Source organism: Microbacterium sp. BLY (genome assembly GCF_017939615.1).
Taxonomy (GTDB): domain Bacteria; phylum Actinomycetota; class Actinomycetes; order Actinomycetales; family Microbacteriaceae; genus Microbacterium.
Window position 1 is genome coordinate 1252309 of sequence record NZ_JAGKSR010000001.1, and the last position, 19554, is coordinate 1271862.

Annotated in this window: 21 protein-coding genes; 10 read left to right on the forward strand and 11 right to left on the reverse strand. The window is 71.6% G+C overall.

Annotated features, from left to right (window positions below; all coding sequences use genetic code 11):
* Positions 1 to 48 precede the first annotated feature (48 nt).
* Genes KAF39_RS06315 through KAF39_RS06325 form a run of 3 tightly spaced genes read left to right on the forward strand, consistent with a single transcriptional unit; the run spans position 49 to position 1876 of the window.
* Positions 49 to 894: a hypothetical protein gene (locus KAF39_RS06315; protein ID WP_210676466.1), complete on the forward strand. Its 846-nt coding sequence runs from the start codon at positions 49 to 51 to the stop codon at positions 892 to 894.
* Positions 891 to 1313 carry a phage holin family protein gene (locus KAF39_RS06320; RefSeq protein WP_210676467.1) on the forward strand — a complete coding sequence of 141 codons (423 nt, stop codon included), beginning with the start codon at positions 891 to 893 and terminating at the stop codon, positions 1311 to 1313. The genes KAF39_RS06315 and KAF39_RS06320 overlap by 4 nt, the downstream gene beginning before the upstream one ends.
* Positions 1310 to 1876 carry a DUF3618 domain-containing protein gene (locus tag KAF39_RS06325; protein ID WP_210676468.1) on the forward strand — a complete coding sequence of 189 codons (567 nt, stop codon included), beginning with the start codon at positions 1310 to 1312 and terminating at the stop codon, positions 1874 to 1876. The genes KAF39_RS06320 and KAF39_RS06325 overlap by 4 nt, the downstream gene beginning before the upstream one ends.
* A 62-nt stretch (positions 1877 to 1938) precedes the next feature.
* Here KAF39_RS06325 and KAF39_RS06330 read toward each other — a convergent pair whose 3' ends face one another.
* Genes KAF39_RS06330 through KAF39_RS06340 form a run of 3 tightly spaced genes read right to left on the reverse strand, consistent with a single transcriptional unit; the run spans position 1939 to position 5554 of the window.
* Positions 1939 to 2742: an enoyl-CoA hydratase/isomerase family protein gene (locus KAF39_RS06330; protein WP_210676469.1), complete on the reverse strand. Its 804-nt coding sequence runs from the start codon at positions 2740 to 2742 to the stop codon at positions 1939 to 1941.
* Positions 2739 to 4031: a ferredoxin reductase family protein gene (locus KAF39_RS06335; protein ID WP_210676470.1), complete on the reverse strand. Its 1293-nt coding sequence runs from the start codon at positions 4029 to 4031 to the stop codon at positions 2739 to 2741. Before KAF39_RS06335 ends, KAF39_RS06330 begins: the two co-directional genes overlap by 4 nt.
* Entirely contained in the window at positions 4028 to 5554 is a 1527-nt protein-coding gene (locus KAF39_RS06340; protein ID WP_210676471.1) for an amino acid adenylation domain-containing protein, read from the reverse strand. The genes KAF39_RS06335 and KAF39_RS06340 overlap by 4 nt, the downstream gene beginning before the upstream one ends.
* Before the next feature lie 167 nt (positions 5555 to 5721).
* Here KAF39_RS06340 and purM point away from each other — a divergent pair, with 167 nt between their 5' ends.
* The 3 genes from purM to KAF39_RS06355 are packed head-to-tail and all read left to right on the forward strand — an operon-like array spanning position 5722 to position 9653.
* Positions 5722 to 6834, forward strand: coding sequence for a phosphoribosylformylglycinamidine cyclo-ligase (gene purM / locus KAF39_RS06345; protein ID WP_210676472.1), 1113 nt, complete (start codon positions 5722 to 5724; stop codon positions 6832 to 6834).
* A gap of 6 nt (positions 6835 to 6840) precedes the next feature.
* Positions 6841 to 8328 (forward strand): amidophosphoribosyltransferase, encoded by a 1488-nt coding sequence (gene purF / locus KAF39_RS06350; RefSeq protein WP_210676473.1) that lies wholly within the window; start codon positions 6841 to 6843, stop codon positions 8326 to 8328.
* The gene (locus tag KAF39_RS06355; protein ID WP_210676474.1) at positions 8328 to 9653 is read left to right on the forward strand and encodes a CynX/NimT family MFS transporter; all 1326 of its coding nucleotides are present in this window, start codon (positions 8328 to 8330) and stop codon (positions 9651 to 9653) included. Before purF ends, KAF39_RS06355 begins: the two co-directional genes overlap by 1 nt.
* Before the next feature lie 9 nt (positions 9654 to 9662).
* Here KAF39_RS06355 and KAF39_RS06360 read toward each other — a convergent pair whose 3' ends face one another.
* Positions 9663 to 10697 carry a LacI family DNA-binding transcriptional regulator gene (locus KAF39_RS06360; protein WP_210676475.1) on the reverse strand — a complete coding sequence of 345 codons (1035 nt, stop codon included), beginning with the start codon at positions 10695 to 10697 and terminating at the stop codon, positions 9663 to 9665.
* 93 nt (positions 10698 to 10790) lie between these two features.
* Here KAF39_RS06360 and KAF39_RS06365 point away from each other — a divergent pair, with 93 nt between their 5' ends.
* The 3 genes from KAF39_RS06365 to KAF39_RS06375 all read left to right on the forward strand — a co-directional run bounded on the left by KAF39_RS06365 (position 10791) and on the right by KAF39_RS06375 (position 13361).
* On the forward strand, positions 10791 to 12608 hold the full coding sequence (locus tag KAF39_RS06365) for a beta-galactosidase family protein (RefSeq protein ID WP_210676476.1): 1818 nt from the start codon (positions 10791 to 10793) through the stop codon (positions 12606 to 12608).
* Positions 12609 to 12738: 130 nt separating this feature from the next.
* Positions 12739 to 12972 carry a hypothetical protein gene (locus KAF39_RS06370; RefSeq protein ID WP_210676477.1) on the forward strand — a complete coding sequence of 78 codons (234 nt, stop codon included), beginning with the start codon at positions 12739 to 12741 and terminating at the stop codon, positions 12970 to 12972.
* A complete protein-coding gene (locus KAF39_RS06375; protein WP_210676478.1) occupies positions 12969 to 13361 on the forward strand; it encodes a type II toxin-antitoxin system VapC family toxin in 393 nt (130 codons plus the stop codon). Before KAF39_RS06370 ends, KAF39_RS06375 begins: the two co-directional genes overlap by 4 nt.
* Here the strand turns inward: KAF39_RS06375 and KAF39_RS06380 are convergent.
* The 4 genes from KAF39_RS06380 to KAF39_RS06395 form a co-directional block, all read right to left on the reverse strand.
* The gene (locus KAF39_RS06380; RefSeq protein ID WP_210676479.1) at positions 13351 to 14271 is read right to left on the reverse strand and encodes a carbohydrate ABC transporter permease; all 921 of its coding nucleotides are present in this window, start codon (positions 14269 to 14271) and stop codon (positions 13351 to 13353) included. The two genes, KAF39_RS06375 and KAF39_RS06380, sit on opposite strands and share 11 nt — an antisense overlap.
* On the reverse strand, positions 14268 to 15242 hold the full coding sequence (locus KAF39_RS06385; protein WP_210676480.1) for a carbohydrate ABC transporter permease: 975 nt from the start codon (positions 15240 to 15242) through the stop codon (positions 14268 to 14270). The genes KAF39_RS06380 and KAF39_RS06385 overlap by 4 nt, the downstream gene beginning before the upstream one ends.
* Before the next feature lie 89 nt (positions 15243 to 15331).
* Positions 15332 to 16645, reverse strand: coding sequence for an ABC transporter substrate-binding protein (locus tag KAF39_RS06390; RefSeq protein ID WP_210676481.1), 1314 nt, complete (start codon positions 16643 to 16645; stop codon positions 15332 to 15334).
* 301 nt (positions 16646 to 16946) lie between these two features.
* Positions 16947 to 17138: a DUF3073 domain-containing protein gene (locus KAF39_RS06395; protein WP_025104705.1), complete on the reverse strand. Its 192-nt coding sequence runs from the start codon at positions 17136 to 17138 to the stop codon at positions 16947 to 16949.
* A gap of 149 nt (positions 17139 to 17287) precedes the next feature.
* Between KAF39_RS06395 and KAF39_RS06400 the strand changes: the two genes are divergently transcribed.
* Positions 17288 to 17830, forward strand: coding sequence for a universal stress protein (locus KAF39_RS06400; RefSeq protein ID WP_210676482.1), 543 nt, complete (start codon positions 17288 to 17290; stop codon positions 17828 to 17830).
* 50 nt (positions 17831 to 17880) lie between these two features.
* Here the strand turns inward: KAF39_RS06400 and KAF39_RS06405 are convergent, their stop codons facing one another.
* The 3 genes from KAF39_RS06405 to KAF39_RS06415 are packed head-to-tail and all read right to left on the reverse strand — an operon-like array spanning position 17881 to position 19492.
* A complete protein-coding gene (locus tag KAF39_RS06405) occupies positions 17881 to 18030 on the reverse strand; it encodes a hypothetical protein (protein WP_210676483.1) in 150 nt (49 codons plus the stop codon).
* Positions 18027 to 18653 carry a PadR family transcriptional regulator gene (locus tag KAF39_RS06410; RefSeq protein ID WP_210676484.1) on the reverse strand — a complete coding sequence of 209 codons (627 nt, stop codon included), beginning with the start codon at positions 18651 to 18653 and terminating at the stop codon, positions 18027 to 18029. Before KAF39_RS06410 ends, KAF39_RS06405 begins: the two co-directional genes overlap by 4 nt.
* Positions 18650 to 19492 (reverse strand): DUF4097 family beta strand repeat-containing protein, encoded by an 843-nt coding sequence (locus KAF39_RS06415; protein ID WP_210676485.1) that lies wholly within the window; start codon positions 19490 to 19492, stop codon positions 18650 to 18652. Before KAF39_RS06415 ends, KAF39_RS06410 begins: the two co-directional genes overlap by 4 nt.
* Between the last annotated feature and the right edge of the window lie 62 nt (positions 19493 to 19554).

Below are 19554 nucleotides of genomic sequence, written 5' to 3' on the forward strand. Positions count from 1 at the left end.
ACCTGCTGGCACGTCGGCGGCCGTCGGCGGGAGTCGAGAGGAAGAACGATGTCGCAGAGCAATGCAGAAGGTGCCGCGGGCAGCGGTACGACCGAGTCTCCGGGGACCGTCCGGACCGCCGCGAACGAGGCGGCGGGCGTGGCGGGCACGGCGAAGGACGAAGCGGCGGGCGTCGTCGAGACGGCGAAGTCCGAGGTGGGCGCCGTCGCCCACGAGGCGAAGGACCAGGTGCGCGACCTGTACCACCAGACCAAGAGCGAGCTGACGGAGCAGGCGGCCGTGCAGCAGCGGCGGGTCGCGGACGGGCTGCGGTCCGTCGGCGGCGAACTGGGCTCGATGGCGGAGCACTCGGAGGGCGGCGTGGCCGCCGATCTCGTCCGCCAGGCGTCCACGCGCATCCAGGGGATCGCCGGATGGATCGGCGACCGCGATCCGGGGTCGCTGCTCACGGAGGTGAAGTCGTATGCGCGGGCCAAGCCCGGCACGTTCATCGCCGTGGCCGCCGTCGCCGGTCTCGTGGTGGGCCGGCTGACGCGGGCGCTCTCGGAGGGCGCCGCGGAGTCCGCCTCGTCCGGATCGGGGGCCACGACCCCCGCCGTGCCGCCGCGGCCCGAGGTTCCCGTCGCGACCACGCCCGGGGCCGTCCCCGGCAGCGCGGGCGCGGCCGGCGTCGTCGGAGGCGCCGACGTGGCGGGCAACACGACCCTCGGCCAGCCGCCGCTGCCGACCGACGGCACCGTGCCCGGAGCGCCGGACGGCATGAGCGGAATCGACGCCGGCACCGCGCCGTGGGGCGTCACACCGCACGGCGAGCGCGCGGGCGACGCGGGCACGCCGCTCTACGACCGGACGGACGCCGCCACCCGCGGCTCCGCCGATGAGGAGCGACCATGACCGACGCCACCCCTACGCCCTCGGAGCAGAAGGCCGAGACCACATCGCTCGGCGATCTGCTCAGCGAGGTCACGACCGACCTGTCCACCCTGATGCGGCAGGAGCTGGAGCTGGCGAAGGCCGAGCTCAAGCAGTCCGCCGCCCGCGCCGGACGCGGAGCGGGGATGCTCGGCGGGGCGGGATACGGCGCACTCATGGCCGTGTTCTTTCTGTCGGTCGCCCTCTGGTGGGCGCTCGGGGCCTACGTCACCGGCCTCGGCTGGTCGGCCGTGATCGTCGCGGTCATCTGGGCGCTCGTCGCCCTCGTCCTGTTCCTGATGGGACGCACGCAGTTGAAGAGCATCGAAGGGGCGCCGCGCACCGTGGACAGCCTCAAGCGCATCCCCGATGCGGTGAAGAGGAATGAGGAGAACAAATGAGCGATTCCCCCGACGCGATCCGCGCCGACATCGAGAGGACGCGAGCGGAGTTCGGCAGAGACGTCGACGCGCTCGCCGACAAGGTCACCCCCTCGAAGGTCGTGCACCGGCAGACGCAGAAGATGAAGGGTGCCGTGCGCTCGGCCGTCGACCGGGTGATGGGCGCCGCCGACGACGCCGGGGACCGGGTGGGGGATGCCTCCTCCGCGGTCGCCGACGCCGGACGGCACACCGTCGCGAAGGCGCAGGGCAACCCGCTCGCGGTGGGGCTGATGGCCTTCGCCGCCGGGCTCGTCGTGGCCGCCGTGATCCCCGCCTCGTCCAAGGAGAAGGAGCTGGCCGAGGAGATCAAGGACAAGGCGCAGCCGCTGGTCGACGAGGCGACGGACGTCGCCAAGACGATCGGGCAGGACCTCAAGGAGCCCGCCCAGGAGGCGTTCGCCGCGGTCAAGGACGAGGCGGCGGGCGCCGCCGCCCACGTCAGGGACGACGCGAACCGCGCCGTCGACGAGGTGAAGAGCAGCGCCCAGGACGCCCGCGACACGGTCGCCGGTGGCAGCTGAGCGCCGACCCGTGTGACGGCAGGGGCCCGGTTCGCGGTGGCGAGCCGGGCCCCTGCCGCGCGTCAGCCGGCCTCGGAGGCGAAGGCCGGCGGCCGCTTCTCCAGGAACGCGGCGATGCCCTCGCGGCTGTCGTCCTCGGCGAATGCGACGCCGTACAGCCGGGTCTCCTCGGCGAAGGCCGTCTCCCGGTCGTCGCCGATGGCGGCGCGCAGCGCGGTCCGCGCCAGGGCCGTCGCCGCCCGTGAGCGCGGGGCACCGGCGGTGAGGCTTGCCGCGGCCTCCCTCGTCAGCGCCGCGGACGGCACCAGACGCGTGGCGAGGCCGTGCGCGAGGGCCTCGCCGCCGTCGATCCGCCGCCCGGTCAGCACCATCTCGCTCGCGAGGGCCGGTCCCACACGGTCCACGAGCCGGCGGACGCCGCCGAACCCCGGGAGCAGGCCGAGGGTCGGCTCGGGCAGCGCGAACAGCGCATCCGGACCGGCGTGGATCGTGTCGCACGCGAGCGCGAGCTCCAGGCCGCCGCCCACCGCCGGACCGTCCACGCAGGCGATCGTCGGGAAGGGGAGCTGTTCGATGCGCGCCATCAGTCCCTTCGCCCGCTCCGCGACGGCGCGGCCCGCGGCGCCGGGATCGGGCGACTCGCGCACGTCGCGGAGTTCGCGCAGGTCGGCCCCCGCGGAGAACGCCGTCCCGGCGCCGCTGAGCACGACGCCCGCCAGCGTCCGGCGAGCCAGGCGCTCGAACGCCTGGCTGAGGTCGCTCATGACCAGTGCGGACAGTGCGTTCCTCCGTTCCGGTCGGTGCAGGCGGACGTGGGCCACCGGGCCCGTCACGGTCACATCGATGGTCTCGTACACGTCGCTCATGAGTCCCAGATCGCTCCGAAGGCCGGGATGCCCTCTTGTTCGAGCCCCTCGACGAGGGACCAGGTGGTGGAGATGTTGGAGATGCAGATGACCGCTTCGGCCCCGCTGCGGCGCACGGCCCGACGGGCCAGGGCGAGCAGGTCGGGTTTGCCGTCGGCGCTGGTGTCCCAGATCAGGGCGCCGGGCACCGCGTCGCGGATCTCGCTCACGAGGTCCGGCCCGTAGGTCTCGACGGGGGACCGCGCCGACCACACGAGATGCGCGGGAGCGGTGCGGGCGAGGAGGTGCGGCAGGCAGGGCCCGATGCCGCTGCCCGTCGCCACCCACACCACCCGCGTGAAGAGGCGGTCGATGTTGCCCACCCCCGCGGTCGGGATCCCCTTGACCCACAGGTGCTGCGGCTTGTCGTCGATGAGCCGGCTGGTCCAGTCGCCTGCTCGCGAGATCGTCAGTCGGAACCCGGACTGCCCCGGAGCGGGGATGTTGGCGAACGCGTGCCACTCCCGCAGCGGGCTGCGGCTGATCGCGGTCGACGACCCGGCGAACGGCGTGACCCCGTGGTCGAAACGGACGATCGCCACGTGACTCGACGGTGTCTCGATCTCGACCGGCACGCGACGCAGCCGCAGCCACGGGAGCGCGATGCTCACGGTGGTGGCCGCCAGCAGCCACAGCGGCACGGAGCCGAGGTACTGCGCGGGCGGGGTCCGCGCCTCGACCAGCATCGCCACGGCCTGCACCCAGACGAGCAACAGCAGCGCCCATCCGCCGAAGCGGTGCGTGCGCTCGAAGAGGTCGTGGTGGCGGGCGCGCAGCGGGGGCAGCGAGGTGACGATGAGGGACAGGAGGATGAGGGACGCCATCATGCTCGTCGTCAGGAACAGCGCCGATGCGCCGTCGGCGATCGTGCCGGCGGTGTACGCGAGATACCAGGCGGTCGCGCCGACCGCGGCCCCCACATGCACGCCGCCGAAGCTGTAGATCTTCCCCAGCCCCCAGCGGACGCGCAGGGGGAGCGCGTGCGGTGCCCGCGTCGCGAGACGGAACAGCAGGTTGATGACGTACTGCTGCCGGACGATCGCCGCCACGAACACATTCACCCCGGCGGCGGTGAAGGCCTGCGCCGGCGTCGGCGGTGCCAGCAGAGCGAACGCGAGCGCGTTGCCCGCGATGACCAGCGCGGCGAGCCGGTTGTACGGCTTCAGGTGGCGGGAGCGGCGCAGGCGGGTCCACCGCGAGGCGACGGCGTCCTCACGGTGTGACGGGGCGGTGGTGGTCGGCGCGGTCATGCGGCCGCCTTCGGCACGAGGGCGGCCGCCGCGTCGAGGAGGCGCTGCACGGCCTCCCGATCCACCTTGCCGCGCGGGGTCAGGGGAAGCCGGTCCACCGCGACGACCTCCGCCGGCACGCAGTAATAAGGAAGGAGTTCCGCGACGGCGGCGCGGGCCGCCGCCGGGTCGGCGGTGGCCGGTACGATCACCGCCGCGAGGTTCCGGGAATCCCGCTTCACCGTGACGGCGGCGGTGCACCCGGGCGCGGACTCCAGCGCGCGGGAGACGGAGTCGAGCTCGACGCGGAACCCGCGCACCTTCACCTGGTCGTCCGTGCGGCTGAGGTGCTCGAGCTCGCCCTGCGGGGTCCAGCGGCCCACGTCGCGGGTGCGGAACATCCGGCTGCCGTCCGCCGCGAACGGGTCGGGACGGTAGCGCTCGGCGGTGAGCTCCGGGTTGCCGATGTACCCGGCGGTCACCCCGGCCCCGCCCACCCACATCTCGCCGCTCTCGCCCTCCGGCACGGGGCGGAGGTCCGCATCGAGCACGTACACGCTGGTCCCTGGCACCGGCCCGCCGATGGTCAGCGGCCGGCCGGGGACATGGTCGACGAGGGTGTTGATGATCGTGATCTCGGTGGGCCCGCAGGAGTTGAGGAAGCGATGCCCGCGCGCCCACTCGTCCGCCAGGGCCTGGGGGCAGCGCTCGCCGGCGACGACGACCGTCCGGGCGGCGCTGCGGGCGGACGACAGCGTCGCGAGGATGCTGGGGGTGGCCACGAGGACGTCGACGTCCTCGGCGGTCGCGGCGATGTCCGCCCCGCGGATGACGAGGGTGCCGCCGTGCAGGAGCGCACCGAACATCTCCCACATCGCCATGTCGAAGGCGATGTTGAGAACCTGCCCGACCCGGGTTCCCGGCGTGATGCCGAGGTCTCCCGGCGCCTGGGTCAGGAGGTTGACGAGGTTGCCGTGCGTCACCTGCACGCCGTTCGGCGTCCCCGTCGTGCCGGAGGTGAAGATGACGGCGCAGGGGGCGGCCGGGTCGGACTCCCCGCGGGCGACCGGCGCGGCGGCGGCGCGCGGCTCGTCGATCCGGACGACGTCCGGGCCCTCGGGCATCACCGCGATAAAGCGTCCGGTGGTGAGCACCACGCGCATCCCGGCCTGCTCGGCGACTCGGCGCAGCTGCGCGCGCGGCGAGATGCGCGCGTCCTGCGGCGCGTACGCGGCTCCCGTCTTGAGGACGGCGAGGACGCCGATCACCATCGCGACCGAGCGCTCGACGAACACCCCGACGACGTCGCCGCGACCGACGCCGCGCCCCCGGAGGTCCGCGGCCAACCGGGTGGCCGCGTCGTCGAGTTCGCCGTACGTCGCCGCCGCGGTGAGGTGCTCGACGGCGGGGCGGTCGGGCCGCGCCGCCGCCTGGGCCTCGAACAGGTCCGTGATCGTCGTGCACGGTGCGGCGGCGGGCGCCCCGAACGACGACGATGGCAGCGGGTGGGCGTCGGGCGTCACGGGCAGGGTCGAGTCGGTCATCGCGGGTCCTTTCCATCCGAGGCTCGTCCGACCCGGGGCGGGTGCGGAGCGAGGAAGGAGTGCCACGGTAGGCAGGGCCGGCGGCGCCGGAGGGGAGTTCTTTCCGAACCGTAAGCAGCGGGCGTCCGGCGGGCCGGGGGAGGGCCCGCGGGCGGTAGGCTGTTCGCGTGGCTGCCTCCCCCACCAACCCCTATTCCGAAGCCGGCGTCGATACCGCGGCGGGTGATCTCGCCGTCGAACTGATGAAGTCGTCCGTGCGGGCGACGCACGGTCCCGAGGTGCTCGGCGGTGTCGGCGGTTTCGCCGGCCTGTTCGATGCCAGTGCCCTGCGCGACTTCCGGCGTCCGCTGCTGGCGACCAGCACCGACGGCGTCGGCACGAAGGTCGCGATCGCGCAGGCCATCGACAAGCACGACACGATCGGGCAGGACCTCGTCGGCATGGTCGTCGACGACATCGTCGTGGTGGGCGCCAAGCCGCTCTTCATGACGGACTACATCGCGTGCGGCAAGGTCGTCCCGGAGCGCATCGCGGACATCGTGCGCGGCATCGCTGAGGCGTGCGCCGCGACGGGCACCGCCCTCGTCGGCGGCGAGACGGCGGAGCACCCCGGACTCCTCGGGCCCCGCGACTACGACGTCGCCGGCGCGGCGACGGGCGTGGTTGAGGCCGACGCGATCCTCGGCGCCGAGCGCGTGCAGGACGGCGACGTGGTCATCGCGGTCGCCTCCAGCGGCCTGCACTCCAACGGCTACTCGCTCGTGCGCCACATCATCACCCGCGCCGGCATCTCCTACGGCGACAACGCCGCGGACTTCGGCGTCACCTGGGGCGAGGCCCTCCTCGAGCCCACCCGCCTCTACACGCTGCCGCTGCTGCGCCTGATCGAGGCCTCCGGCGGCGTCCACGCGCTGACCCACGTCACGGGTGGCGGCATCGCCGCGAACCTCGCGCGCGTCCTGCCGCAGGGGAGCTGGGTCGAGGTCGACCGCAGCACGTGGTCGCCGAGCCCGGTGTTCCGTGTGCTGAGCGACATCGCCGGCTCCACGCTGGAGTCCGCCGAGGGCACCTGGAACCTCGGCATCGGCTTCCTCGCCGTGGTGGCGGCGGACAGGAAGGACGCCGCGATCGCGGCGCTGAACGCCGAGGGTCTGCCCTCCTGGCAGGTCGGCACGGTGGGCTTCGGGCCCCGCCCGTCCGGCGAATTCGAACAGGGCGCCAAGGGCGTCGACGGTGGAGCGGTGCGCCTGGTCGGCGCCTACGCGGACGGAGCGAAGTAACACCCCATGTGCGGCATCGTCGGAATGGTGGGCTCTGCCCCGGTCAATCAGGACATCTACGACGCCCTCCTCCTGCTGCAGCACCGCGGGCAGGATGCGACGGGCATCGCCACCGCCGAGGCGAACGGCGTCATGCACAACGCCAAGGCGCAGGGCATGGTGCGCGAGGCGTTCCGCACCCGCGACATGCGCGGGCTGCTGGGCAACGTCGGCCTCGGTCACGTGCGCTACGCCACCAAGGGCACCGCGTCGAGTGAAGAGGAGATGCAGCCGTTCTACGTGAACGCGCCCTACGGCATCATCCTCATCCACAACGGCAACCTGACGAACACGCGCGAGCTCGCCGCCGACATGGCCCAGCGCGACCGCCGGCACCTGAACTCGTCCAGCGACACGGAGCTGCTGCTCAACGTGCTCGCCGGTGAGCTGCAGGCCACGACCTCGACCGTCGATCTCGACCCCGACCGCATCTTCGAGGCCGTCGCCCGCACGCACGCCCGCATCGAGGGCGCGTACGCGGTGATCGCCGTCATCGCGAACTACGGTCTGCTGGCATTCCGCGACCCGTTCGGCATCCGTCCGCTGATCCTGGGCCGTCGTCCGTCGGTCGTCCCTTCGACAGCCTCAGGGACCCCGTTCGGTGAGTACGAGTGGGTGGTCGCGAGCGAGTCGCTCGTGCTCGAGAACGGCGACTACGAGGTCGTGCGCGAGGTCGAGCCCGGTGAGGCCGTCTTCATCACGAACGACGGCGAGCTGTTCTCCCAGCAGTGCGCCACCGCCGCGACGCTCGCGCCCTGCGCGTTCGAGTACGTCTACCTCGCCCGTCCCGACTCCGTCATGAACGGCATCTCGGTGTACGAGTCGCGTCTGCGGATGGGTGACAAGCTCGCCGACACGATCGCGAAGCACGTGCCGATGGACAAGATCGACGTGGTCATGCCCATCCCCGACTCCTCGCGCCCCGCCGCGATGGAGGTCGCCCGCAAGCTCGGCATCGAGTACCGCGAGGGCTTCTACAAGAACCGCTACGTCGGCCGCACATTCATCATGCCGGGGCAGGCGGTGCGCAAGAAGAGCGTGCGGCAGAAGCTCAACGCGATGTCGACGGAGTTCCAGGGCAAGAACGTGCTCCTGATCGACGACTCGATCGTCCGGGGGACCACCTCGAAGGAGATCATCCAGATGGCCCGGGATGCCGGTGCCGCCTCGGTGACCTTCGCCTCCGCCGCCCCGCCCGTCCGGCACCCGCACGTATACGGCATCAACATGCCGTCGCGGCACGAGCTCATCGCCCACGGGCGCACGATCCCCGAGATCGCCGAGGAGCTGGGCTGCGACCACCTCGTCTACCAGGAGGTCGACGACCTCAAGGCCGCGATCACCGAGGGCTCCGCGCTGGAGGATCTCGACATGAGCTGCTTCGACGGCCGCTACGTCACCGGCACCGTCACCGACGAATACCTCGCCTGGGTGGAGGGGTCGCAGACCTCTTGATGACCGGGTCCCTGCGCTCACCCCAGGGGCGGCCCCTCTGGCAGGGGCGCACCCTCGCGCTGATCGGGATCGTGCTGGTCGCCTTCTCGCTGCGCTCGGCGGTGGCGTCGCTGTCTCCGGTGCTCGACCACGTCGCCGAGGATTTCCCGGTGGCTCCCGTCATCGTCGGCCTGATCGGGGCGGCTCCGCCGGTCTGCTTCGCGCTGTTCGGGCTGCTGACGCCGCTGTTCGAGCGGCGGTTCGGGCTGGAGCGCATGGCGGTCGCGGCGATCGTGCTCATGGCAGCGGGCATGCTGCTGCGCGGCCTGGCCCCGGACTCCTGGAGCCTGCTGGCGGCGACCGCGGTCGTGTTCGCCGGCGTGGGATCGGGCAACGTCCTGCTCCCGCCGCTGGTGAAGAAATACTTCGCCGACCGTCTCGGCGTCATGATGACGGCGTACTCGACGACGCTCGCGGTATCGACCTTCCTGCCGCCGCTCGTCGCGGTGCCGGTGGCGGATTCGGTCGGCTGGCGGATCTCGCTGGGCATGTGGGGCGTGGTGGCCGCACTCGCTCTCGTGCCGTGGGTCACGCTGCTCCTCCGTTCCCGGGGCGACGCCGACCGTGAGGTGCCGACGGAGCTCCTGGTCCCCGACCCCACCGACGGTGTGGACGATGTGCGCGACGCCGTCGCGGCCTCGACGGGGCCGATCACGACCCAGTCGGCGAGTCCGCGCGTCTTCGGCCGGCTCTGGCGGCTGCCGCTCGCGTGGGCGCTCGCGCTCGTGTTCGGCACGTCGTCGACGATGGCGTACGTCGCGTTCGCGTGGCTGCCGACCATCCTCGTCGATCTCGGCGGGGTGAGCGCGGCGACCGCCGGGTTCCTGCTCTCCCTGTTCGCGCTCGTCGGGCTGCCGTGCTCGATGCTGGTGCCGGTGCTCGTGGTGCGGTTCCAGGCCACGCGCCCGTTGTTCCTCGTGGCGGTGGTCGCCGGTCTCGTCGGTCTCGTCGGTCTGCTGCTGGCCCCGACCGTGGCGCTGCCGCTGTGGGTCGCGATCTTCGGGCTCACGGCCATCATGTTCCCGCTCAGCCTCGTGCTCCTCAGTATCCGCGCCCGCACCCCGGAGAGCGCGGTCGCCCTCAGCGGATTCGTGCAGAGCATCGGCTACGCGATCGCGGCGGTGTTCCCGCTCCTCGTGGGCCTGCTGCACGACACGACCGACGGCTGGACGGTGCCGCTGCTGGTGGTGGCGGGCGTCCTGGTCGTCTCGATCCCCGCGGGGATCATGGCGGGTCGTCGCCGCACGATCGAGGACGAGTGGGAGCACCGCCACGGCCGCTGGTGACGGCGACCGTCAGCGTGGGCGGCGGGGTGGCGCGGTCGACGACCGCACGATGAGCTGCGGGTCGGTCGATGGCATCTCGCCGATCGGCTCCTGGCCCTCGATCTGGGCGATGAGACGCAGGGCGGCCGCGCGGCCCATCGCCTCGAACGGCTGACGGATGGTGGTCAGCGCGGGCGAGGCGTAGGCGGCGAGGGCGATGTCGTCGACGCTCACGACGGAGATGTCCTCGGGGACGCTGCGTCCGGCCTCGTGCAGCGCGCGGATGAGACCGAACGCCATCTCGTCGCTGCTGACGAACACGGCCGTCGCCTCCGGGATCGCGGCGATGGTGCGGCCGGCCCGGTAGCCGGACTCCGGGGTCCAGTCGGCGGGGATCACCGGCGGCGGGACGATGCCGCGTTCGCGGAGCGTCTGCTCCCAGGCCTCGCTGCGCTGCTCCGTCTCGGTCCAGTAGTCGTCGCCGGAGACGTGCCAGACGGTCTCATGGCCGAGGTCGAGGAGGTGCTCCACGGCGAGCCGGGCGATCGCGCGCTGGTCGACCGCGAGCGGGGCGTCCTCGTCCAGGGAGGTGCGCTCGCTGCGGGTGGCGGGGGTGCGCTCGGTGCGCGCCCGCATGGCCGGAGTGTCCAGGGCGATCGGGACGCCGAGGATGATGCCCTCCGCGCCCTGCCGCTCCAACCGGTCGAAGGCCTCGAGGAATGCGTCGTCCGAGGCATGGTCGGCCACCGCGGCCGTGGTCACGGTATAGCCGTTCGCCGCGGCGGCCTGCTGGATGCCGACGCCGAGCGCCGCGGAGGAGTAGCGATCGCTCGACACGACGATCACCCCGAGCACGCGCGTGCGTCCGGACGCCAGGGAGGCGGCGGCGGCATGCACCCGGTAGCCGAGCTCCTCGACCGCGGCGAGCACGCGTCGCGCGGTGTCGGGGCGGACGTTGTCCTGCCCGGACATCACGCGCGAGACCGTCTGCGTGGAGACCCCGGCGAGGCGGGCGACGTCGACCTGGCTGGGGGCGCGGTCGTCTTTCGGGCGGCGAGGGGACATGCCCCAATGGTAGCGATCCCTCCGCGGAAAACCAGGGAGCATGGACCTCCGCGATGCGATAATGTGAACGCAAACAATTTCGACTGGAGCGCCATGTCCGACCTTCTCGCCGCGGCTGCCGACGGCTCGACCACCGCGGTCGCCCCGCCGAGCGACGCTGCCGTCCCCGGCGCTCCCGCCCTGTCCTGGCGCGACGGGGAGATCCTCCGTGACGGCATGCCGCACCGCATCCTGTCCGGGTCGATCCACTACTTCCGCGTGCACCCCGATCAGTGGGAGGACCGCCTGCGCCGGCTCGCCGCGATGGGCGCGAACACGGTCGACACCTACGTCGCCTGGAACTTCCACGAGCGGGTCGAGGGCGACCGGCGCTTCGACGGCTGGCGCGACGTCGAGAGGTTCGTGCGGCTGGCCGGCGAGGTCGGCCTCGACGTGTTCCTCCGCCCCAGTCCCTACATCTGTGCGGAATGGTCGAACGGCGGGCTCCCGTTCTGGCTCACCGGGCGGGTCGCCGCTCTCCGGACGAGCGATCCCGCGTTCCTCGCCGCGGTCGACGCCTGGTACGACGAGCTGATCCCGCGGCTCGCCCCGCTGCAGGCGGCGTACGGGGGGCCCATCGTGGCCGTCCAGATCGAGAACGAGTACGGGTCGTTCGGCAGCGACGCCGCCTACCTCGCCCATCTGCGCGACGGTCTGCGCCGGCGGGGCATGGTCGAGATGCTGACGACGGCCGACGGGATCACGCCCGACATGATCGCGCACGGCAGCGTGCCGGGGGCGATGACGACGTTCACGTTCGGCACCGGGGTGCCGGTGGCGGCCTCCCTGCGACGGCCGGGCGAGGCTCTCATGTGCAGCGAGCTCTGGGGCGGGTGGTTCGATCACTGGGGTGAGCGGCACCATGTACGGTCGGCGGACAGCATGAGCGGCACGATCCGCGAACTGCTCGACGAGGGCGGGTCGGTCAGCCTCTACACGGCGCACGGGGGCACGAACTTCGGCCTGTGGAACGGCGCGAACCACGATCAGGTGCTGCAGCCCACGGTGACCAGCTACGACTCCGACGCCCCGATCGGCGAGGACGGCACGCTGGGGGAGAAGTTCCATGCGCTCCGTGCGCTCTTCGCGCCGTTCCATGCGGACGGGCTGCCGCCGGTTCCCGACCAGCCGCGTCGGCAGTCGGCGGCCTCCGCGCCGCTGGAGCCGCGGACCGCGCTGCGGGACGTCGTCCGGGCGATACCCGCGGCGGGCGCGCGCTCGCCCCGCCCGCTGACCTTCGAGGAGCTCGGCGCGGAGGACGGGCTCGTGGCCTACGAGGCCGACGTCTCGTTCCCCGACGGCGCGACGCTGACCGTCGACGGCCTGCACGATCGCGCCGTCGTCTTCCTCGACGACCGCCGCCTCGGTGTGCTCGAACGGGACGGTGAGACGTCCCTCGCTCTCCCCGCCGACGGCGGGTCCGGGCGGCTGACGCTCGTCGTCGAGAGCCTCGGGCGCATCAACTACGGACCGTACACGGGTGAGGGCAAGGGCATCATGCGCGGCGTGATGATCGGCCGCCGTCTCGTGAACGGCTGGACGCACCGCCTCCTGCCGCAGACGGCTCCGGTCGCGGACGACGCCGCCGCCTGCGGGGTGGACGGCCTCGCGGTCGCCACACTGGACGTCGCAGAGCCGCTGGATGCGTGGCTCGCCTTCCCCGGCGGCGGCAAGGGCATGGTGTGGCTGAACGGATTCCTGCTCGGACGCTACTGGCGCGTCGGTCCGCAGGAGACGCTCTACGCCCCCGCGCCGCTGTGGCGCGCGGGCCGCAACGCGATCGTGGTGCTCGACACCGACGGACTCGGTGCGACGGTGGAGATCCGGGAGGCGCCGTCCTTCGGGGAGACCGAGGAGTTCATCGGCTCCTGAGCGCTTCTGCACGTGGCGGGGCGTGCCATGAGTTCTCCACGGGCCGCGGGTCCCAGGCGGAACGGCACGGTTCCGGCCCTCGATACTCGAGGGGTATCCACGAAAGGAGCCTTGCATGCATACTGTAAGCATGCCGAACGTCCTCATCCGCGACCTCGACCCGGGCGTGCACTCCGTGCTCGCCGCACGTGCGCGCGAGCGGGGCCAGTCGCTCCAGCAGTACCTGTCGGCGGAGCTCGCCCGCCTCGCCGCGCGTCCCCCGCTCTCCGAGTTCCTGAGCGCACGAGCGGGGCAACCGGAGGCGACCGCGCTCACCCCGGAGACGATCGTCGCCGCCGTGCACGAGGGGCGCGCGGGGCGGTGATCGTCGTCGACGCCTCGATCGTCGTCGACCTGCTCTGCGCCGGGACATCGGCTCGCGCCCTGGGCGCGCGGTTGGAGGACGAGTTCCTGCTCGCCCCGGAGCTGATGCCCGTGGAGGTGGTCAGTGCGCTGCGGGGGCTCGAACGCGGCGGTGTCCTCAGCGCCGGGGCGCTCGAGTCCGCGGCCGACGACCTCGCCCGTCTCCCGGTCGACCTGCATCCCACGCTGCCGCTGGTGCCGCGCATCCTGGCAGTGCGGGCCAACCTCACCGCGTACGACGCCGCGTATGTGACGCTCGCGGCGGCCCTCGGCTGCCCGCTCCTCACGCACGACCGGAGGCTCGCGCGGGCGGCCTCCGGTCTGTGCGCGGTCGAGGTGCCTAGCCCTTGACGGCGCCGGCGGCGAGACCGGAGCGCCAGTACTTCTGCAGCGTGAAGAACAGGGCGATGAGCGGGATCACGCCGAGCAGCGCCCCGAGCATGACGGCGCCCTTGTCGGGAGAGAAGTAGCTCATCATGCCGTAGAGGCCCAGGGTGACCGGCTTGAGGTCGGGGCTGGAGATCATCATGAGCGGGAGCAGGAAGTTGTTCCACGTGGCGACGAAGATGAAGAGGAAGATCGTCACCATCGCGGGGCCCAGCAGTCGGAGCACGATCGTGAAGAAGATCCGCCCCTCCCCGGCGCCGTCGATGCGGGCGGCTTCCAGCAGCTCGGTCGGCACGGACGACTGCGCGTAGACCATGCCGAGGAAGACCCCGAAGGGCGAGACCGCCGAGGGGATGATGATCGCCCAGACCGTGTTCGTGAGGCCGAGCGCCTGGAACTCGATGTACAGCGGCACCGTAAGGAGGGCGACCGGCAGCAGCAGCCCCGCCATGATGATGCCGACCGCGAGCTTCTTCCCCGGGAAGGCGAACTTGGCGATCGCGTAGCCGGCCATCACGGCGAACAGCGTGCCGATGACCCCGGCGCTGAGCGAGTAGAACAGGGAGTTGCCCACCCAGCGCCAGAACAGTCCCTGCGTCCAGCCCATGAGGCTGTCGTAGTTGGCGGCGAGGTTCGGCTCGGCGAACCAGAATCCGAACGTCGACGTGAGGTCGGCGTTGTTCTTCGTCGAGGCGACCACCAGCCAGAACACCGGTACGAGGAAGTACAGGGTGGCCACGACCAGGGCGATGATGCCGAACGTGCGGGCCGCGGGCCCGGGAGCGATCGAGGGCGGAGGGGCATCCGCTGCCTGCGGCTTGCGCGAGTGCCGCGTCGACTGCGGGGCCACGGTCACGAGTCGTGTGGTGGTCATGCGTCGTCCTTCCGGCGCTGGAGCAGGGCGTACACGATCGCGAGCGCGCCCGCGATCCCGGCCATGAGCAGCGAGTATGCCGACGCGGGGCCACTGCCCGACGGCGACAGCTCGCCCATCATCGTGTTGTAGGTGAGCATCATCGGGGTGAAGTCCTTGCCCATCCAGGAGTTCGCGGCCTCCAGGATGACGGGCTCGTTGAACAACTGGATGGTGCCGATGATCGACAGCAGCACGGCCAGCAGGGCGGCGCCGCGCACGAGCGGCACCTTGATGCGGGTCGCGATCTGGAATCCGGTCGCGCCGTCCAGGCGGGCGGCCTCGTACAGGTCGCGGGGGATGGCTTGCAGGGCGCTGAGGAAGATGAGCATGTTGTAGCCCGTGTAGGTCCACGTCGTCATGTTCGCCATCGAGAAGAGGATCGTCTGCGGCGACATGAGGTCGGTCCCCTCCGGCAGATACGGCAGGAAGGGCGACACCTCGGGGGTGTAGAGGTAGAGCCACATCATCGCCGCGATGATCCCGGGGACCGCGTACGGGAGGAAGAACGCGAGGCGGAACAGGGCGGGCCGCCGCACGATGAACGAGTCCAGCAGCAGGGCCAGGGCGAGGGCGGCGATGATCATCACCGGGATCTGGAACGCCGCGTAGAGCACCACCCGTCCCATGCCGGCCCAGAACGCGCCGTCCGTCGCGGCTGCGGCGAAGTTGTCGAGCCCGACGAACGTGTCGACGAGCTCGCCGCCGCCGTACAGGCCGCCGCCGGCGGGCACCTCGGCGAAGAACGACGACCGCACCGACACGATGATCGGGATGAGGAAGACGACGGCGAACAGCAGCGCGAACGGTGCCATGAACAGCCACCCCGTCAGCCCCTCCCGTCGGAGCCGCGATCGCCGGGTCGGCGGGACGGCGGGGCGGCGTGCGGGGGGAGCCGGGGTCGCCGCCCGCGTCTCGGTCACTGTGGCCATGATGTGCCTCTCGCTCTCACGACGACGGCGGAGTGCACGATCGCCCGTGCACTCCGCCGCCGTTCATCCGATGATGCCGTCCGGTCCGGTCATTCCGCGACCGGGAGGCCGAGGTCCTTGAGCGACGCGACGGCCGTGTCCTGCGCCGTCGTGAAGATGTCCGCGACCGTGGCCGTGCCGGCGGCGGCCGCGGCGGCCGTCTCGTTCATGTTCGCCAGGGTCGAGAAGCCGGGGGCGTAGGGGAAGTCCGGGTTGAGGTTCTCGGTGGCCGTGCCGAGCTCGGTCAGGACGTCCTGCCCGCCGAACTGGCGCAGCATCTTCTCCGGGGTCTCGACCTCGCCCTTCGCAGCGACGACGAGTCCCTGTGAGGCGAGGTCGTCGACCTGGGTGTTGAACCAGTCGTTGAACTCCATGGCCTCCGCCGGGTTCTCGCAGCCCTTCATGACCGCGACCCCGGAACCGCCGTCCGGACCGCTCATCGCCCCGGCGCCGAAGTCGGGGAGCGGGGCGACCCGCCACTGTCCCTCGGCCGGCGTGCCGTCCAGTGAGTCGAGGAGGAAGCCGGCTTCCCAGGCCGCGCCGATGTGGCCGATGAGGCGGCCGTCGTTCAGCGCTGCCGTGAAGCCCTCGCCCCAGCGCTCGGTGGCGAGCGTCTGCTTGCCGTCGAGCAGACCCTGCCAGAAGGCGGCGACCCGCTCGGAGCCGGCACCCTCGGCGTCCACCTTCCACTCGTCGCCCTCCGTGGAGAACCAGGTGTCGCCGGCTGCGGCGGCCTGGCCGGAGAGCCAGTTGTGCGCCTCGTCGGGTGTGAACGCCGTGACGAACTTGCCCGCGGCCGCGGCCGTCTCCGACGCGGCGGTCAGGTCGTCGAGGGAGGCCGGGGCGCCGATGCCGAGGGCCTCGAACTCGGCGGTGTTGTAGAAGTAGACCAGGGGGCCGGTGTCCTGCGGGAGGCCCACGACGGCGTCGCCCACGCGCATGCCGCTGAACGCCCCGGCCGAGTAGTGGTCCTCGTACTTCTCGGCCTCGGCGGCGACGTCTTCCAGCAGTCCCTTCACGTAGAGCTGCGGCACCTCGGAGTACCCGGTCTGCGCGAGGCAGGGGGCGTTCCCGGCCTTGATGTCGGTCTCGAGCTTGAGGATCATGTCGCTGGCCTTGCCGTCGAACTTCGTGGCCTTGACCTGGATGTCGGGGTGCTCCGCGTTCCACCGGTCGACGATCTCCGCGACCGTGGTCATGCCCTCCCCGTCGGGGAGGCGGTGCATGTACTCGATGGTGACGGGCTCGCCGTCGGCGCCGCCCCCTCCGGACGCGGCCGGGGCGCAGGCCGCGAGTCCGAACGCCGACACCGCGCCGAGGGCGACGACCGCGGCGACGCGGGGGGTGCGTGAGGTGGGTGCCATGCTGTTCTCCTCTTTGAGGTCATGTTCCTGCGGATCGCCCGAAGCGGGGACGCGGCGAGGGTGCGCCGTCGATCACATGCACATCAAATCAGAAAATGTTTGCGCTCACAAGACGCGGATGAGAGGGATCGCGTCGGATTCTCCCCGGCTCAGAGGGAGCGCTGACATCGAGGAGCGAGCGCGCGGGTGTGGCGGCATCGAGCATCGCGACCGCCCCGCACGGGCGGCGCCGAGGTCCCGGATGATGCCCGGCTACGACGAAACACCCGCACGACATGTGCGGGTGTTTCGAACCGAGGGGCTAGGCCTTCTCTAGTTCGTCTTCGTCTTCGTCCGCGTACTCATCGGCCCACTTGTCGACGTAGGCGTCTTCGTCGGAGTCGCTCGAGTGCGCGAGCTCGCGCTCCAGCGCCGAGTAGTTCACCGACGGACTGTACGCCTTGAGTTCGCGGGCGATCTTTGTGTGCTTCGCCTTCTGACGGCCACGGCCCATGCCTGAGACCCCCTCACGAGTTAAGCTGCGGGCAGACAGGCGCCCGAGTCATTCACGACACCGGCTCGAGGCCGGTAAGAGTAGCATTCAGGATAGCACGCGGGGAACCGACCCTGGCCGCGGCCAGGCCGCCGAAGGGAGCGATCTCCATGACCGACGACACCTCCACTCCGTCCGACGAGGCCACGCAGAACGCCGCTCTGCAGAAGGCCGTGATCGTCGGCATGCAGCTCGACCAGGACCCGCACGTGATCGACGAGGCCGTCCGATTCGCCCGGCTCCTGAACGCCCCGCTGGTCGTGGCGCACGTCGACGTCACGCGCTTCGTCACCTACGAGGACCCGGACGGCTACGTGCACTCCGCTCCCATCGACATCAACTTCGACGCCGGCGCGGCCGAGTTCGAGGCCGTCGAGGCCGCGGCGGCCACGATGCTCGCCGGCAAGGGCGTCACCTGGACCGCGCGGCAGCTCGTCGGCGACCCCGCCCTGGCGATCAAGCAGCTCGCGAACAAGCTCGACGCGCAGCTCATCGTCGTCGGCACCCGCAAGCGCGGCATCGGCGAGTCCATCCGGGAGTTCTTCACCGGTTCCGTCGCCGCCCGTCTTGCGCACCGTCAGCACCGCTCCGTGCTGGTCGTGCCGCTCGGGGAGTCGGTGCCGGACGAGCAGAAGGAGATCTGGCCGGAGTGATCCGGACGCAACGAGGCCCCGCCGACGGATGTCGGCGGGGCCTCGTCGCGTCAGCCCATATGGATGACGACGCCGTGCTGCGGCACCACGCGCGGCGGTGTCGTCGCGGCCGGCGCGGCGGGGCGCCCGGCGCGGTCGCCCCGCTCCGGTGCCGTGCGCGCGCCGGGCGGCACCGGAGCGGGCCGCGGTGCGGGCTTCACGAGCCTGACGCGCTCAGGCCCGCGATCACGCTGCGGGCGGCCTGATCGAGAGCGTCCTCGAGGTCGGTGACCACCGACGCCGGGAGGGCGCCGCCCTTCGCGACGTGTGTGCGCAGGTCGGTGCGCACCCGCGCGCGGAAGGCGTTCACGATGGCGTCGGCGCGGTGCAGCTCCTCGCGGCTGGTCAGCCGCGCCTCCTCGCTCGCGGTGCGCGGCCGTGACTTCGCCGCCGCCCTGTCGTCCTTCGTCGCCGTCGCCAGGTCGGCGCGGAGGCTCTTCATCGCCTCCTGCACGCTCTGACGCACCTCGTTCGCGATGAGGCGGACGGTGTCGGTGATGCCCGCCTCGATGTCGGCGAGGTCGCTCTCCCGCGAGGCGAGCTCGGCGCGACCGGCCTCGGTGATCGCGTAGATCGTCGTGCGACCGTCGACCGTCTTGGTGACCAGGCCCTCCTCCTCCAGCTTCGCCAGGCGCGGGTAGATCGTGCCGGCGCTCGGCGTGTACGTGCCGCCCGTCCGGTCGGTCAGCGACTGGATGATGCCGTAGCCGTGCTGCGGGGACTCCGCGAGCAGGGCCAGCAAGTACAGGCGCAGATCGCCGTGGGAGAAGACCGCGGGACTCATGCTTCCTCCCACTCCGGGTCGTTCTCGATCGTCTGCGGGGTCCGGCGCAGCACCGTCACCCCGCCGGAGACGGAGTTGGCGCGCAGGTCGACGAACCGTCCGGCGAGTTCGCCCGTGGAGCTGTTGTAGGTGCTCGGGCCGGACGAGCTCCGCTCGACGCCGTCGATGAGCAGGCGGCCGCTGAGGGAGCGGATGACGTAGTTCGCCGCGAGGGACTCGTCGAGCCGGACCGTGGTGCCGCCCGACACGGAGTTCACGGTGATGGTGTTGACGTCGCCCGTCGCATCCACCAGCGTCGCGCCGGAGACGATGTCCACCGTGGCCTTCCGGATCGCGCCGGTGACGGCGACGTCTCCCGAGACGCTGTTCGCGCTGATCGAGCCGGTGAGGTTGCGCACCTGGACGTCGCCCGAGACGGAGTTGACGCTGAGGTCGCCGATGAGCGTGTCGACGATGATGTCGCCGGAGACGGTGTTGAGGCGGGTGTCGTTGCGGAGGCCCGACACCAGGGCGCCGGCGCTCACGACCCCCAGATTCAGGGCGATGGTCCGCGGCACGGCGACGCTCACCTCGGCGCGGGGACCGCCGGAGCCGAAGTTCCGGAACACCTCCAGGAAGTTGTCCCAGCCCAGCTGCGGGTGGTCGATCTCGACCTCGCCGTCCCGGGACTCGATGCGGAGGTCCTTGGTGGTGACCCCGTGCACCTCGATCCGGATGCCGGGTTCGTCGTGGGCGATGACGTCGACCTGTCCGCCGACGAGGCCCACCTTGAGCCGGGTCGCGGAGGCGATGTCGATGACGCGTTCCTCGCCGGGGGCGATGAGCCACTTCTCGGTCATGTCTGCTTCTCCTGTGTCGAGGGATTCACGATATATCGTGTTGCCTGACGATAACACGATAT